We start from the raw sequence: 14,679 nt of genomic DNA, 5'->3' as shown, positions 1-14,679 counted from the left end.
GGGCTTACGTTGCATACAGTGGGGGGGGGTCGGGCGGTGTACTTCCAGTGCGAACAAACCAATGTAATTCAGGTAAGTACTATCGGGAATTTTCCCCCGGATCTGTTGGTCACGGACGACAAAGTATCAAAGTACACCGCCAGACCCCTCCAGGGCCCTCCCATTTCCGTGCCGGATTCGTGCAGTTTTACAAGATGAATAAAGGGATTGTCCAGGCACCATGGGGGAGGGGGGGTCGCATGGTGTACAAACAGGGGGAGGGAGGAATGTTATTTCAAAAAAGGTTTTCTACAGAGCACAAAAATCAGAGTGGACAACGGATTGAATTTTTTTAGAAATAAAAAATTATCCGGACCGGCCGTACCGGCAACAGGCAAACGCAATGAAGAGTGCCCCGAGGATTACCGTAACCGGGACTGGCGAGCGGGCGGTAGTGGGGACCGTTGCCGGGGCAGTTGACTGAACGGACACTGCTGCGGAAGACGGGCTCTGCGATACTCCGGTAACCGTCGTGACAACCGGTGATTCGGTATCAGCGAATTTAACCGGTGAAACCAGGGTAGGATCAAGTTCAGATGCTTTTGCATACGCGGCCTTTGCTTCACTCATCTTCCCCTGGGCATAAAGGGCATTTCCCTTGTTGTACCATGCAATGGAATGAACCGTGGTCAGGTTCCCCTCGACCGCAAGTGCGGCATCTGCTGCGGCAATCGCCTCATCATTGCGGTTCAGCATCACCAGGATCCCGGCCCGGTTGGATTGGATAAGACCGGTCATCGAAGTACTGTTCAGGGCAAGAGCCTTGTCAGCAGCATCGAGAGCCTGCTGGTATTTTCCCGCATTTGCCAGATCGACACTTTGCGAATAGAGCGTTGCGGCTGCATCAAAGGACTCGGTAGCGTTTGCTGCCAGCACGGGCGAGACAACCATCAGCGCTGCGACCGCAGCGAGCACAAGAATCCGAAACTGCATTGTATTTCTCCGTCATGTATGTTATACGTTCATCCTATAATAACGTGGATAAATGAAAAAAGGGGGATCGGTATTACACTTCAGGAATTACGGCATCTTTTTTGCAACAAGGAGCCCGGCGCCGACAAGCCCGACAACAGTAATCCATGCCGGCAGGGGAGAGTAAGTGGTCTTTGTGGTCACCGGCACGGTTGTCGCTATGGTTACTTTCTGGATAGTCTTTGTCGGCTCAGCGGTTTCAGGAACGGTTGCGACAGGCTCCGTCTGCACGGTTGAAACCGTGGCGGAGGTGAAGGATTCCTGGGGGAGGAACGTTACGGAAGCCGAAGCGGTGGTTTTACCATTGAGGTCTGCTCCCGATGCCGTGAGCAGTCCCTGCATGTTATTCAGGTTCTGGCTGACCGTAAACGTATAGGTCCCGGCAGGATAGAGGAGACTTCCGCTGCCATCCCGGGCAAGGTGGTTCCACGAGCCCATCTTCTTGCCCATGTATATCGGGGTTGAAATGAACGGGGTGCTGTCAAAGGAAAGGATCTCCGTGGTTGTCGCACCAACGCTGCCAGTATAAAAATTGGATATCTGTTTGCCACTGGGATCGATTAGTTTGATGGTGAAGATCCCGTCCAGGGGGGTCAGATCGGTACGATTGTAATATACCATGGCCTGGTCCAGGTTCGTATCAATCCGGTAGGTCACATTTGTCGAAATGGGAACGGACTGGCCGGTAACATCCATATCATTGTCCGTATCCCATACACGGATAGTGAGATTGGGCTCCAGTACCCTTAAGACAACAAACGTCGGCTTGACATCCTCACAATACCAGTTTCCGGCATGCCCTTCAAAGATATCCGGGCTGACATTGAAATGCGTGGCAAGACCCGCCCCCTCGTTCAGTTGTTTTACCGTGAGGTTCTTATCTGCAGGGCCGGTCATATTTCCCTCATCCGCCCACCAGGCAATAACATGGCAGTCCTTTATTGCCGAAGTGATAACGAGATTGCTCTCACCAATAAAGACCGGGGCGCCCGCAGCAATTTTATTCGTCGTGGCTGCAACGGGCAGGCAGACCATGAGAATAATCACGAGAACAGATAAAATATATTTTCTTTGCATGAAAAGTAATTTCAAAACCCTTATGATAAACGTTATGACATTCATTAGTCACAGCGCTTAACCCGGGACGCAAGAGTTCTCATAAAGAGATCACCAATACTATCCACACGGGAACACGTGTCCCCTTTCTGGCGGGATGATACACCATGGATGAGAGCCACACGATCTGGATCGAGAAATACCGGCCGCAGAGACTTGCCGATATCGTCGGGCAGGACGAGATAGTAGAACGCCTGTCATCCTATGTAAAAAGCGGCAATCTCCCCCACCTTCTCTTCACCGGCAGCGCCGGTGTGGGAAAGACAACCGCTGCCGTCACCCTGGCCCGGGAATTTTTTCCCAACAACTGGCAGAGGAACTTCCGGGAGATGAACGCCTCCGATGAGCGGGGGATCGACGTTGTCCGGAACCAGATCAAGGAGTTCGCCCGGACGGGACGGGATGGGGATGTGCCCTTCAAGATCCTTTTCCTTGATGAGGCCGATGCGCTGACCACGGACGCGCAGGCTGCCCTGCGCAGGACCATGGAGAGTTATGCGCTGACCTGCCGGTTCATTCTCTCCTGCAATTATTCCTCCAAGATCATCGATCCCATCCAGAGCCGGTGTGCCATCTACCGGTTCAAGCCGCTCGGGGCCGGGGCAATCCGGGAAGAGGTGCGCCGGATTGCCTCCCGCGAAGGGCTGAACATCAGCGATGGCGCAATGGAGGCGATCATCTATATCGCGCAGGGAGACATGCGCAAAGCGATCAATGCGGTGCAGGGTGCCGCCATCATCAGCCCGACCATTGATGAGAAGCGGGTGTATTCGATCACCTCGACGGCCCGGCCGGACGAGATCAATGAGCTGCTCACCCTCTCCCTCAAAGGGGATTTCGATGGCGCGGAATTCCTCCTTGCCCAGCTCCTCCATGACCGGGGGATCGCCCCGAACGAGCTGATCAACCAGTGTTACCGCGCGCTCCTGAAGCGGGAGATGGACCGGGGCTTGAAAGTGCAGCTCATCGATCATCTCGGGGAAACAGATTTCCGGCTCTCAGAAGGGGCAAACAGCGACATCCAGATGGAAGCACTGATTGCGCGGTTCGTACTCTCCTCGCAGAAAGGGCCGTGACGGAGGGACTATGGAAAAAGAACCAGACCTCCACGATGGCGACCGGACCGGTGACTGGAGCCGTCTGCTCAAGACACGGTACAAGAAGGAACTGGGGGAGATCTCGCGTGAATACCCCCATAAGCGATCGCTCTATATCGATTACCGGGATGTCGAGAAATTCGGGAAGGTGGGAATTGCCCTTGCCGATGAGCTCCTCGAGAACCCCGGGAAGGTGCTGGAAGATGTCTGGGACGCGGTCAAGCAGGGCCAGCTGATCCGTACCAAGGACGGGAAAGAGCCAAAACGGATCAACATCCGGTTCACCAATCTCCCCAGGAAAACCGGTATCCGGTACATACGATCCGACGATATCAACACGTATATTTCCGTTGAGGGGATCCTGCGCAAGACCACGGAAGTCCGGCCCCGGATCGTGGAGGCGGTCTTCCGCTGCCCTGCGGGCCATTTCACGGTAGTACCGCAGAAATACGGGAAATTCATCGAGCCGGACGGGTGTGCCACGGATGGCTGTACGTTCAAGAAACTCGAACTGATGCCCAAGCGATCGAAATTCATCGACTCCCAGAAACTCCGGATACAGGAGCAGCCGGAAGGCCTTCGCGGCGGCGAACAGCCGCAGACACTGGATATCGATGTCACGGACGATCTCTCCGGCATGGTCTCCCCCGGCGACCGGGTGATCATCAACGGCATCCTGCGCTCCATGCAGCGGGTGGTCAAGGGCGAGAAACACACGGTCTTCGATATCTTCCTTGAATGCAACTCCATCGAGGTTGCCGAGAAGGAGTTCGAGGAGGTCGAGATCGATGAAAAGGACGAGGACGAGATCCAGAGGCTGAGCAAAGATCCGATGATCTACCGTATGATCACCCACTCGATTGCCCCCACCATCTACGGCAGCGAGAACGTGAAGCAGGCGATCGCCCTGCAATTGTTCGGCGGGATTGCCAAGGAGATGCCGGACGGGAGCCGCCTCCGCGGGGATATCCATGTCCTCCTGATCGGTGACCCGGGTATTGCAAAAAGTCAGCTGCTCAGGTATATCGTGAAACTCTCGCCCCGCGCCATCTACACGAGCGGGCAGTCTTCCACTGCCGCAGGCCTGACGGCAACCGCAGTCAAGGACGAATTTGGCGAGGGGCGGTGGACGCTCGAAGCCGGCGCACTCGTGCTTGCCGATATGGGTATTGCGGCGGTCGATGAGATGGACAAGATGGAGAAGGGCGACCGCTCCGCACTGCACGAAGCAATGGAACAGCAGTCCATCAGCGTTGCAAAGGCCGGCATCACGGCCACGCTCAAATCCCGGTGTGCCCTCCTTGGCGCGGCGAACCCGAAGTACGGCCGGTTCGATATGTTCGGGGACCTTTCCGAGCAGATCAACATGCCCCCGTCCCTGCTCTCCCGGTTCGATCTCATCTTCATCATGACCGACCAGCCGGACCAGAAACTGGACCTGGCCATTGCGGAACATATCCTGAAGGCGCACAGCACCGGGGAACTGATCGCGCAGCATAAGAAGACCCCGATTCCCGGGGTTACGGACGAGTACATCCAGCAGCAGCTGGCTCCCGTCATGCCAGATATCGAGCCGGGCATCTTCCGTAAGTACGTGGCATATGCAAAGCGTTCCTGTTTCCCGCGTCTCTCCCAGGAAGCACAGGACGGGCTCGTGGGGTATTACCTGAAACTCAGGGGCTTTGCGGCACCCAACAAACCGGTGCCGGTGACCGCCCGCCAGCTCGAGGCGCTCGTCCGGCTTGCGGAAGCCAGCGCACGCATCCGTCTCTCGAACACCATCGAGAAGAGCGATGCCGAGCGCGTGATCACCATCGTCGATGCCTGCCTCCGGCAGATCGCCTATGATGCCAAGACCGGGACGTTCGATATCGACAAGGTTGTCACCGGCATCTCCAAGGAGAAGCGCGATATCGTGCGGGTCATCAAGGATGCCATCCGCGAGATTGGCGGGGAGAGCCGCCGGGCCGGTATCGACAAGGTTATCGAGACGGTCAGTCTCAAAGGATTCCCGCAGGAGAAGGTGCGGGAAGGGATTGATATGCTCCTCCGCCAGGGAGAGGCAATGGAGCCGAAGCAGGGCATCATCCAGCTGATTTAGGAGTGGCAACGTATGACAGGCGACAGGGAACATGCAGTATTCGAAGCAGGGATAAAACTCGGGGCGCTCTACCACCAGTGGGTGGGAACTCCCATCTCCCGTGCATCCGCAGCAAGCATAGAGTCGGCGATCGAGAAGGCAGTCATCCTCCAGCCATGCGTTGAGGCTATCACCGTCAGGCTTGACCGGAGCCTGATGACCGAGAACCGGTTCGGGTACAGCGAACTCTCGGGCATGATGTTCGATGCCGAGATCGTGACTCGGGTCGGCTTTGCCTACTGTCGGGCCCGACTCTCACCGGACAAAGGATATCCCCTCATGAAGATCGTGGACTGCCATGAAATCCAGAACAATTCCCATAACTGACGATCATATCCATATCGATCCGATCAATGGCCGGGGTCTCGAAGCGGTGAAGGATTTTTCCCGGGTCGGGGGCACGCACATTTTTCTCGTGTCAAAACCTTCCTGGTCACTGTCAGTTCACCCGGTCACGGGCGAAGACTATGCCCGGGTATTCGATGAGACAATCCGGATCGCGGAACTGATTCCGGAGACCGGCGTAGTCGCCTTCCCCGTACTCGGTGTCCACCCTGCCGAGATCACGCATCTCACCGAGCGCATGCCGCTTGCAGCTGCCGTTGAGATCATGAAGGGAGGGATCGATTGTGCTGCACGCTATGTCCGCGAGGGAAAAGCCGTTGCGCTGAAGAGCGGGAGACCTCATTACGAGGTGAGCCCGGAACTGCTCGCTGCCTCCAATGAGGTGCTCATGCATGCCCTGGACGCTACTGCCGACTGCGGGTGCGCTCTCCAGGTGCATGCCGAGACCGGCCCTTGCAGCGACATCGTCGATATGGCACGAAGGGCCGGCATCCCAAAAGAGCGCGTGATAAAACATTACGGGGCGCCCGACACTCCCCTGCACCCATCGCTTATCGCAAAACACGAGGCAATACCGGAACTGATCCGGTCGGGCAGGGCATTCACTATGGAGAGCGATTACATGGACGAAAACGAGCGGCCGGGTGCCGTGATCGGCCCCAAATCCGTGCCCCGGTATACCAACAAACTCCTCGAATCCGGGCAGATGACCGAGGAAGACTGCTTCCGGATCCATGCCGAAACCATCCAGAACGTGTATGGCGTGTCAATTACCCTGGAATAAGCCCCGGTGCTGGTACCGACTTACCTTTTTTTATCCCCGCCCGCCAATGAGTGATCAATGTTCCTCAAAATTCACCGTTCCCGGGAAACGGCGGATGTCGTGGCAGTCTGCGATCGCGAACTCATCAACACCACGATCACCAATGACACGATGAAGGTCATAATCCACGATTCATTCTATGGAAAAACTCCCGTCACCGAAGAAGAGGTCAGGGAAGCACTGAAGAATGCAGGAAATGTCAACCTCATTGGAGAGCGGACGATCCGGATCGCCATTGAGATGGGACTCCTGACAAAAGCCGACTGCATCATGATCGGCAACGTGCCACATGCACAAATCTACCAGCTATGAGTATCCGTGATAATTTCTGCCCGAAATGTGGCAAACCTTCTGATACCGACGGACTGTGCAAACAGTGCCAGATCGGCAGCACGCCATGGTTCACATGTGAAAACCGCGTCCAGAACGTCCAGTGCCCCAGTTGCGATGCGGTAAAACAGGTGAACACCTGGACCGATAATATCCGGGGACGGGACGAACTGGGACCGGAACTTGCACGATCCGCTGTGCATTTCCACCCGGATGTCAAGAAGCCGTCAATCGACGTGAGCGTGGTGGACGTGACCCAGAACCGGTCCCGTGCCTACCTGACGATCCACGGCACCATGTACAAGACCGCGGTCGAAGGATCCTGCACGGTCGAGATCGTCTGGCACAAGGAGCAATGCGACCGGTGCAACCGGATCAGCGGGAGTTATTACGAGGGCGTTGTGCAGGTCCGGGCAGAAGATCGGATTCCCAGCACCTTTGAGCTCCAGATGTCGGCATCCATCGCCCAGCAGATCGAGGACCATCTCCAGTCCGGGGGGGAGCGGCTCTCGTTCATCTCGGACATGAACGAGATCCATGACGGCATCGACATCATCATCGGATCCCAGCATATCGGCCTTATGATCTCGCAGGGCATTGTTGCCCAGCTGGGCGGGAGATACACAACGCACCCCAAACTGGTGGGAGAGAAGAATGGCCGGCAGCTGTACCGGATCACCTATTCGGTGCGCCTTCCCCGGTTCCAGAAATTCGATGTGGTCCGGGCGGCGAACCGGTATTACGAGGTTGAACGCGTTGAAACGCACTCTGTGCGGGTGACCGATCTCCGGGACGGGACCTCCAAGACCCTGCGTGACGATGTGATCGAACGTATCATCGGGAACGCCCGGAGCGCCGAGTCTGCGCTCATCGCATTCTCCGAACATGCCGGGGTCGGGGTCCTCGATCCGGCCTCCGGGAAGACCGTTGAACTTGCAAAACCCGGGTGGGTCGCGATCCAGGCCGGGGATCATGTCAGCATCCTTCGGGATGGCGACCAGATCGTCATTGTCAGATAAGAATGCGGGTACGGAAAATCGCACGGGCTGATCTTCCCCTGATCAGCAATGCCGGGTGGGTGGATCCTGCACGTGCTCCGTATATTGAGGGAGATGTTGCCTGGGTACCGGTACACCCGGGCGAACCGTGCGATGCAGAGATTCCTGAGCGGAGACGCTACTCCGGCCCGGGCTACTACCTGATGGGCGATGTTGCGGTGATCCACGGCGATAAACCGTCACCTGCGGACCTTGAGGAGATCATCCGGTTCCGCCACCCTCGCGGCATTATCCGGATTGCAGAACTCCGGGATGTGACACGGACACCCGAGACAGAGATTCTTTTTGGAACATGCGGGGAGGTACTCCACAAAGAGAGCGGGATCACGTACATCCTGGATCCGCAGCAGGTCATGTTCTCGATGGGCAACCGGAACGAGAAAGCCCGTATGGTCGCGATGATCCGATCCGGTTCCGGGACGGAACGCGTGGCGGACATGTTTGCCGGCATCGGATACTTCACCCTGCCCATGGCTGGCGCCGGTGCCAACGTCCATGCCATGGAGATCAATCCCGTGGCATTCGGATACCTGGAACGGAATATCCGTAAGAACCGACTCACCGATCGGATCATTGCAATGTTAGGAGACTGCCGCACGTCTCTCACCGGCACTTATGACCGGATCGTGATGGGGCATTTTGACGCGCTGAACATGCTTCCCGAAGCGCTGGCTCACGTGAAGAACGGGACCATTCTCCATCTCCACACCATCGGCCCGGCAGATGAACGGATCCGGGCGATGGTGGAAGGAGCAGGTTTTTCTGCTACTATCCGGGTACATAAAGTGAAGAAATACCGGCCGCATGCATGGCATGTGGTTCACGATGTGACGATCTCATGACGCTTGGAGAGACCCTTGCCGGAAAACAGGTTGTCGTAGCGGTTACCGGGAGCATCGCTGCGGTTGAATGCGTGAAGCTCATCCATGCACTGCGACGGAAGGGTGCGGTTGTGCAGGCGGTGATGAGCGAAGCGGCAGCGGGCATCATCACTCCCGATGCCCTTGCCTATGCCAGCGGCAGGCCGGTCATCACCCGGATCTCCGGTCTCGTTGAGCATGTGACCTACTGCGGGGATGACGGCAGCGCCGATCTCCTGCTCATTGCACCCTGCACCGCGAACACCATCAGCAAGATCGCCTGCGGCATCGACGACACGCCCGTCACGACATTTGCCACAACCGCCATCGGCAGCGGCATGCCGGTGCTGGTCGTCCCGGCAATGCACCACAGCATGTTCCGGCACCCGGGCCTTACAGAAAATATCAGGAAACTGGAAGGCTGGGGAATCGAAGTTTTGTCACCCCGCATTGAAGAGGGAAAGGCAAAGATCGCAAATATCGAAGAGATCGTGCTCTGGTCCGAGCGGGCGGTGATGGGTAAACCCCTTGCAGGAAAGTCGGTGCTCATCACCAGCGGTCCCTGCCGCGAACCGGTGGATGATGTGCGAATCCTTACCACCCGGTCCAGCGGGCAGATGGGCCGGGAACTTGCCCACCGGGCATTCCGACTGGGAGCGGACGTGACGGTGGTGCACCAGGATACCTTCCCGTGCGTGCACAATATCCCTTCAGGCACCGCAGACGAGATGCGACACGCAGTCCTCGACCATCTTGCGGAACACCGGGGAGCGGATATCTACATCAGCGCCGCCGCAATCTCGGATTTCGCACCGGTGAGAAAAGAGGGAAAGATCGCGAGCGGGACGCCCGCAACAATCGATCTCCTTCCCCTCAAAAAACTGCTGGGCGAGGTCATGGAGCGCTATGCTCCCTTCACGGTTGCCTTCAAGATCGACCGGAAGCCGGAGAAGCAGGCAAAGGCCATGATCCGGAACGGCGTCTCCCTGGTCCTGATGAATCACCCGGAGACCATGGGAAACTGCACCGGCGATTACGAGCTGCTCACATCCGAAAAAAAGGTGCGGGTCAAGGGTACAAAAGAGGACGTTGCCGTAACCATCTGGAACGAGGTACTTCGGACCGGTAAATTCAGTTGATGATACACTTTTTTCTCCTGGCGGTTAACGGCCGTCAAATCTGTCAGGATTCCTTATAGTCAGAAAAGACCAATAGTAAGTATACGAGGGGCCATCCATGAAACCAGGTACTGTCACCGCGTTCTGCCCGGGTCATATCTCGGGATATTTCAAGCGCATCAGCGGAAATACCCGGGCCGGGACCGGAAGCATCGGTGCGGGTATTGTCATCGACAAAGGGGTTTTGGCCAAAGTCACTGCATCCGGTAAAACATCCGTTATCGTCAACCGGAACGATGCCCGGGGCAAGCTGTTGGAGAGGAGCACCGGATCGCCGCTTATCGTCTCGGTCATGGACCGGCTCGGTGTCACCGCCTCCATTGTCACCGAATGCCAGCTCCCTATCGGCGCCGGCTTCGGCCTCTCGGCAGCAGCGCTCCTTTCAACGCTGACTGCACTGAACCGGTTATACAGCCTGGACCTGACCGATCATGCTATTGCCCTGTACGCCCACGAAGCCGAAGTCGAGCATCGCACGGGTCTCGGGGATGTTGCCGCATGCCAGGGCGGCGGGCGGGTCGTGCGGAGAGGCCCGGGAATCGATGGCCGGATCGAGCGGCGATACGATCTCACGGAACCGGTGTACACGATCAGCTTCGGGCCCATCCACACCCCGACCGTTCTCGGATCGCCCCGCCAGATGGAACAGGTAGCATCAGCATTTCCCCGCAGGTCCCCGAAGAATGTTGAGGATTTCTTCCAGATCTCCCGGCAGTTCTCCCTGCACAGCGGGCTTGCCACGCCGGAAGTCCGGAAGGTCCTTGAACTCTGCACGGCACGGGATGTCCCGGCAAGCATGACCATGCTGGGCAACGGCGTATTCGCCTATGGCACGGAGGCCCGCGACATCCTTTCGCAATTCGGCGGGGTCTGCGAATGCGGCATGGCACGCTCCGGAGCCCGGATTACCGGGGTGTCCCCGTGATACCTCCCGATCATCCCCGGTACCGCTCCCTGGTAACGCGTGAACGGCTTGCAGAATATGCCCGGTCCGGTGTCGTGGCAATGGAAGGTCTCACATCCCATGGCAGGGGCGAGGCCTTCGATTACCTGATCGGCGAACAGACAACCGCAACCGCCCGGCTTGCCGAGCAGACCGCAGCGGCCATGCTGATGTCCGCCCGGCATCCCGTCATATCGGTCAACGGGAACACGGCAGCACTTGCCGCACCGGAGATCGCAGCATTGCAGAAGGCCTGTGGTGCACTTGTTGAAGTGAACCTCTTCCACCGGACCGGGCAGCGCGTTTTGCAGATAGAAGAGATCCTCCGGAATGCGGGCGCTGATGTTTATTCCGGCGAGGCCGAACGGTTGCTCCCGCTCACCCACGACCGGGCATGGTGCCGGAGGGAGGGCATGTACTCCGCAGATGTAATCCTCGTTCCTCTGGAAGACGGGGATCGCTGCGAGGCACTCATTGGCATGGGAAAGAAGGTCATCGCCGTTGATCTCAACCCGCTCTCGCGCACGGCAAAGACGGCCACGCTCACGGTCGTCGATGAAGTCACCCGGGCCCTTCCGGAGATAGCAAAAGCCTGCCTTGAACTCTCACCTGCTGATCGCAACCGCCTGCTCGCTTCACTTGATAACCATTATCTTTTGTCGGAAGCAATACGTGAGATTACACTGAGGCTCTCCCATGCTCTGGACTGAGAAATACCGGCCGCGCTCATCACCGGAGATCGTGGGACAGGATGTGATCATCCGCCACCTCACCTCCTTTGCCGGGTCCAGGACCGTGCCTCACCTTATTCTCACCGGTCCGCACGGGACCGGCAAGAGTGTTGCGATCGAATGTTTCGCAAAGGACCTGTACCAGGAGAACTGGGAGCAGAACACCACGGTCTTCCAGACTTCGGATATCTTCCAGCAGGGAAAGGCACTGCTCGAACAGGATGAGCGGTACACGCACCTGTACCAGAAGAACCAGTCCCTGATCACCAACTTCAAGTACATCATCAGGTGGTATGCATCGCTCCGCCCCCTTGACGCGGAATTCAAGCTCCTGATATTCGAGGATGCGCATGCCCTCACCCGCGATGCCCAGCAGGGACTGCGGCGCATCATGGAGCAGACCAGCGGGACCTGCCGGTTCATCTTTACCACCACCAACCAGAGCGCCATCATTCCCGCGATCAGCTCGCGCTGCCTGCCGCTCTTCTTTGCCCCGGTCGATCACGACACCATGCTTCAGTACCTGACGAAGATAAAAGAACAGGAAAAACCGGGGAACGGGACCTGTTCTGCTGACGACCTGGATCTGATCGTGCAGGCTGCCGGGGGGGATCTGCGCCAGGCAATCCTGTTGATGCAGGTTGCCCTCACCACCGGAAGATGCAATGAACTGAACGCAATTTCACAATCCGAGACAGCAACCATTGCAACAGCAGCAGTAAACCTGCTCAAAGGGGGTGACAGCCGGGGGGCGCAGCGCCGCCTCGAATCCCTGATGATCGATTACGGCCTCTCCGGCAGCGAAGTCCTGTTTGAGATCCGGGCTGTGCTGAAGCGGGAATACAATCACCCGGCCCTTGCAACCGCACTTGCCGATGCAGAGTTCCGGATGCGGCATGCAAACAACGAATATGTACAACTGGGGGCATTTACCTCGGGGATACAGGGAATTTTTCCATGAGCACGATAAAAGAAGATAAGATCCGCACCCACTATGATTCGGTTGCCGGCACGTACGATCACCACTACGATCACCCCCGGGGCCGGAACTACCATACCCATATCAGTAATTACCTGATCAAGGCCCTTCCCGAAAAGGGCGATCTGCTCGATATCGGCTGCGGGACCGGCCTCTTTGTCGAGAAATATATCCGTCACGGGGGAACCGCGGTAGGTATAGACATCAGCCGGAAGATGGTGGAGCGGGCACGCTGCCGGTGCGCAATGTGCAACTTTGCCGAAGGAAATGGCGATGCCCTCCCCTTCCGGGACAATTCGTTTGATGCCGTCTCCAGCCTGCTGGTATTCAGTTATGTCAAGGAACCCGATGCCATGCTCAGTGAAGCGTACCGGGTGCTGAAGCCGGGCGGTTCAATTGCTCTCTTAACCCTCGGCAAGAAACTCCTGACCAAAGGAATTCCCCTGTTATACCAGATCAGTGAGAAGATGCAGGTGAAGCACGTGGTCATGAAGGATTTCGGCGAGCACTATTACGATGAGGAGGAGATGACCCGCCTCTTCTCCGATGCCGGGTTCACCCGTGTCAACACCCGGTGGTGCTCGTTTGCCCACATCGATATGATCGATCCGCTCTTCAACATCGCCACGAAGATCGAGCCCTTTGTCGAGAAACGGGTTCCCCAGCTTGCCTACAATATTTTCGTGAGCGCGAAAAAACCCGAAGATTAAGCAGCGCCGGTCTTGCCGGTCTTTGCCCGTAACCGTTGCAGTACCCGCTGCTTTTTCTGGATCGCGGCCTCGGAGGCGCGGACAACGCCCTCCTTCATCTCCTCAAAGTCACGGTTTTCTGTATCCGCGACTTTCTTGACCGGGGTATATGCAGATTCCCGGAACCGGGGGGAGAAGTCATGCTCTTTCCCGTCCGCAACAAGCACGGACTCGGGCTTTCCCATCTCCACGTGCCCGATCTCTTTCATGACAACACCTGCCGATGCAACCGTCCGGCAGATCGCATCCGCGGCTTTTCGGGGCGCCACAACAAGGAGTGCGTCCAGCGATACCCCGAGATAATCGATCTTGAGGTTCTCAAGCATGGACATGACATGGGGCTCGACAAGGCTCCCGATGGCAGGTTCATCGATCAGGATCCGGCACCCCGCCGTCTCCGCCATCTCGAAGGCATCGCCCCGGAGCCCGCCATTCGTCACATCGGTCATGGCATGGATCTGCGTAAAGACATCGCTCTTCATCAGGGTCTCGCAGGCCATCAGGAAATTCAGGTTGATGGTCTGTTCGACAACCTCCGGGAACCCGGAATAGATCGCGGCGGTCGCTATCGTGCCGCCCCCGGCACCTTCCGTCATCAGCAGCACATCCCCGGGCTGCGTGGATTTCCGGGCCGTGAGATGCTCGGCCACACCCACTGCACCAACACACCCGGTGAGCCGGCTGCCCAGCACCATATCCCCGCCGATGCGCAGGGTGGAGCCGGTAACAAGCGGCACGTCCATTGCTTCACCAACAGTCGTGATGCCGGCAGTATATTCAAAAATTTTTGCCACATCACCGTCATCGGCAACATGGATATCGGAGAAGAGCATGACAGGTTTTGCCCCCATCACGTACGCGTCACGCAGCGTTGCGCGGGTCACGTGAAACCCGGCAAGGTACGGGAAATCGGAGAGCCGGGAGTGCATGCCGTCGACCGTGCAGATGATATATTTTCCCCCGGCCGCAACCGCACCGGCATCGTCCATCTCATCGACACCAACGGACGCAGAGGTCTTGCCGATGATCCGTGCGATCTGGCGGTGGGCAAAAAAATCCCCCTTTCCCCGGGAACCCACACCGAACTCACCCATATGGACGCCGGCCGGTTCAAACGTAAAAAAATCACCGGACAACCCCTGCGTGTTCTTTACTTCCTCGATAACGGCGCGGGCAAATGCGGATGCATAGGAGGGATTGGTATTTTTCAGACGGACAATATGATCTGCCAGGTTATTCTGCAGGGTCTGCTCATCAGTACCTTCCGCAATTCCCCTGCGGGCATACTCCTCAACATCCATACTTTTCTGTTCGTGAAA

General features: G+C 57.3%; 15 protein-coding genes. 12 read left to right on the top strand and 3 right to left on the bottom strand.

Features of this window, described 5'->3' with window-relative positions; translation table 11 throughout:
• Window positions 1–345 precede the first annotated feature (345 nt).
• On the bottom strand, window positions 346–972 hold the full coding sequence (locus LUQ43_RS07810; RefSeq protein ID WP_299965975.1) for a tetratricopeptide repeat protein: 627 nt from the start codon (window positions 970–972) through the stop codon (window positions 346–348).
• 87 nt (window positions 973–1,059) lie between these two features.
• Window positions 1,060–2,088 (bottom strand): DUF3821 domain-containing protein, encoded by a 1,029-nt coding sequence (locus LUQ43_RS07805; protein ID WP_299965973.1) that lies wholly within the window; start codon window positions 2,086–2,088, stop codon window positions 1,060–1,062.
• A gap of 146 nt (window positions 2,089–2,234) precedes the next feature.
• On the opposite strand from LUQ43_RS07805, the gene LUQ43_RS07800 reads away from it, so the two are divergent.
• From LUQ43_RS07800 to LUQ43_RS07745, 12 genes are all read left to right on the top strand, one after another.
• On the top strand, window positions 2,235–3,203 hold the full coding sequence (locus LUQ43_RS07800; protein ID WP_299965971.1) for a replication factor C small subunit: 969 nt from the start codon (window positions 2,235–2,237) through the stop codon (window positions 3,201–3,203).
• Between the two features lie 10 nt (window positions 3,204–3,213).
• Window positions 3,214–5,325, top strand: a complete 2,112-nt coding sequence (locus LUQ43_RS07795; RefSeq protein WP_299965968.1) for a minichromosome maintenance protein MCM — start codon at window positions 3,214–3,216, stop codon at window positions 5,323–5,325.
• A 12-nt stretch (window positions 5,326–5,337) separates the two neighbouring features.
• A complete protein-coding gene (locus LUQ43_RS07790) occupies window positions 5,338–5,691 on the top strand; it encodes a dihydroneopterin aldolase family protein (protein WP_299965965.1) in 354 nt (117 codons plus the stop codon).
• Window positions 5,663–6,493 (top strand): TatD family hydrolase, encoded by an 831-nt coding sequence (locus LUQ43_RS07785; RefSeq protein ID WP_299965963.1) that lies wholly within the window; start codon window positions 5,663–5,665, stop codon window positions 6,491–6,493. The genes LUQ43_RS07790 and LUQ43_RS07785 overlap by 29 nt, the downstream gene beginning before the upstream one ends.
• Window positions 6,494–6,550: 57 nt before the next feature.
• Window positions 6,551–6,844: a DUF424 domain-containing protein gene (locus LUQ43_RS07780; protein ID WP_299965961.1), complete on the top strand. Its 294-nt coding sequence runs from the start codon at window positions 6,551–6,553 to the stop codon at window positions 6,842–6,844.
• Window positions 6,841–7,881 carry a 60S ribosomal export protein NMD3 gene (locus LUQ43_RS07775; RefSeq protein WP_299965960.1) on the top strand — a complete coding sequence of 347 codons (1,041 nt, stop codon included), beginning with the start codon at window positions 6,841–6,843 and terminating at the stop codon, window positions 7,879–7,881. Before LUQ43_RS07780 ends, LUQ43_RS07775 begins: the two co-directional genes overlap by 4 nt.
• A gap of 2 nt (window positions 7,882–7,883) precedes the next feature.
• Window positions 7,884–8,762, top strand: coding sequence for a methyltransferase (locus LUQ43_RS07770; RefSeq protein WP_299965957.1), 879 nt, complete (start codon window positions 7,884–7,886; stop codon window positions 8,760–8,762).
• Window positions 8,759–9,919: a bifunctional phosphopantothenoylcysteine decarboxylase/phosphopantothenate--cysteine ligase CoaBC gene (coaBC, locus tag LUQ43_RS07765; RefSeq protein ID WP_299965954.1), complete on the top strand. Its 1,161-nt coding sequence runs from the start codon at window positions 8,759–8,761 to the stop codon at window positions 9,917–9,919. Before LUQ43_RS07770 ends, coaBC begins: the two co-directional genes overlap by 4 nt.
• Window positions 9,920–10,016: 97 nt before the next feature.
• A complete protein-coding gene (locus LUQ43_RS07760; protein ID WP_299965951.1) occupies window positions 10,017–10,883 on the top strand; it encodes a pantoate kinase in 867 nt (288 codons plus the stop codon).
• Window positions 10,880–11,611, top strand: a complete 732-nt coding sequence (locus LUQ43_RS07755; protein ID WP_299965948.1) for a 4-phosphopantoate--beta-alanine ligase — start codon at window positions 10,880–10,882, stop codon at window positions 11,609–11,611. The genes LUQ43_RS07760 and LUQ43_RS07755 overlap by 4 nt, the downstream gene beginning before the upstream one ends.
• Window positions 11,598–12,593, top strand: coding sequence for an AAA family ATPase (locus tag LUQ43_RS07750; protein WP_299965945.1), 996 nt, complete (start codon window positions 11,598–11,600; stop codon window positions 12,591–12,593). Before LUQ43_RS07755 ends, LUQ43_RS07750 begins: the two co-directional genes overlap by 14 nt.
• On the top strand, window positions 12,590–13,321 hold the full coding sequence (locus tag LUQ43_RS07745) for a class I SAM-dependent methyltransferase (protein WP_299965942.1): 732 nt from the start codon (window positions 12,590–12,592) through the stop codon (window positions 13,319–13,321). The genes LUQ43_RS07750 and LUQ43_RS07745 overlap by 4 nt, the downstream gene beginning before the upstream one ends.
• Here LUQ43_RS07745 and LUQ43_RS07740 read toward each other — a convergent pair.
• Window positions 13,318–14,661, bottom strand: coding sequence for an AIR synthase-related protein (locus tag LUQ43_RS07740; RefSeq protein ID WP_299965940.1), 1,344 nt, complete (start codon window positions 14,659–14,661; stop codon window positions 13,318–13,320). The genes LUQ43_RS07745 and LUQ43_RS07740 overlap by 4 nt on opposite strands.
• Between the last annotated feature and the right edge of the window lie 18 nt (window positions 14,662–14,679).

The sequence above is a fragment of the Methanoregula sp. genome, from assembly GCF_028679125.1.
GTDB lineage: Archaea > Halobacteriota > Methanomicrobia > Methanomicrobiales > Methanospirillaceae > Methanoregula.
Note: the sequence above shows the minus strand (reverse complement) of the source record. Positions and strands in the feature narration are given on the sequence as shown.

Bases quoted from the DNA above. Each gene is read 5' to 3' on its own strand.
- LUQ43_RS07810 (WP_299965975.1), bottom strand. From the start codon at position 972: ATGCAGTTTCGGATTCTTGTGCTCGCTGCGGTCGCAGCGCTGATGGTT.
- LUQ43_RS07805 (WP_299965973.1), bottom strand. From the start codon at position 2,088: ATGCAAAGAAAATATATTTTATCTGTTCTCGTGATTATTCTCATGGTC.
- LUQ43_RS07800 (WP_299965971.1), top strand. From the start codon at position 2,235: ATGGATGAGAGCCACACGATCTGGATCGAGAAATACCGGCCGCAGAGA.
- LUQ43_RS07795 (WP_299965968.1), top strand. From the start codon at position 3,214: ATGGAAAAAGAACCAGACCTCCACGATGGCGACCGGACCGGTGACTGG.
- LUQ43_RS07790 (WP_299965965.1), top strand. From the start codon at position 5,338: ATGACAGGCGACAGGGAACATGCAGTATTCGAAGCAGGGATAAAACTC.
- LUQ43_RS07785 (WP_299965963.1), top strand. From the start codon at position 5,663: ATGAAATCCAGAACAATTCCCATAACTGACGATCATATCCATATCGAT.
- LUQ43_RS07780 (WP_299965961.1), top strand. From the start codon at position 6,551: ATGTTCCTCAAAATTCACCGTTCCCGGGAAACGGCGGATGTCGTGGCA.
- LUQ43_RS07775 (WP_299965960.1), top strand. From the start codon at position 6,841: ATGAGTATCCGTGATAATTTCTGCCCGAAATGTGGCAAACCTTCTGAT.
- LUQ43_RS07770 (WP_299965957.1), top strand. From the start codon at position 7,884: ATGCGGGTACGGAAAATCGCACGGGCTGATCTTCCCCTGATCAGCAAT.
- coaBC (WP_299965954.1), top strand. From the start codon at position 8,759: ATGACGCTTGGAGAGACCCTTGCCGGAAAACAGGTTGTCGTAGCGGTT.
- LUQ43_RS07760 (WP_299965951.1), top strand. From the start codon at position 10,017: ATGAAACCAGGTACTGTCACCGCGTTCTGCCCGGGTCATATCTCGGGA.
- LUQ43_RS07750 (WP_299965945.1), top strand. From the start codon at position 11,598: ATGCTCTGGACTGAGAAATACCGGCCGCGCTCATCACCGGAGATCGTG.
- LUQ43_RS07745 (WP_299965942.1), top strand. From the start codon at position 12,590: ATGAGCACGATAAAAGAAGATAAGATCCGCACCCACTATGATTCGGTT.
- LUQ43_RS07740 (WP_299965940.1), bottom strand. From the start codon at position 14,661: ATGGATGTTGAGGAGTATGCCCGCAGGGGAATTGCGGAAGGTACTGAT.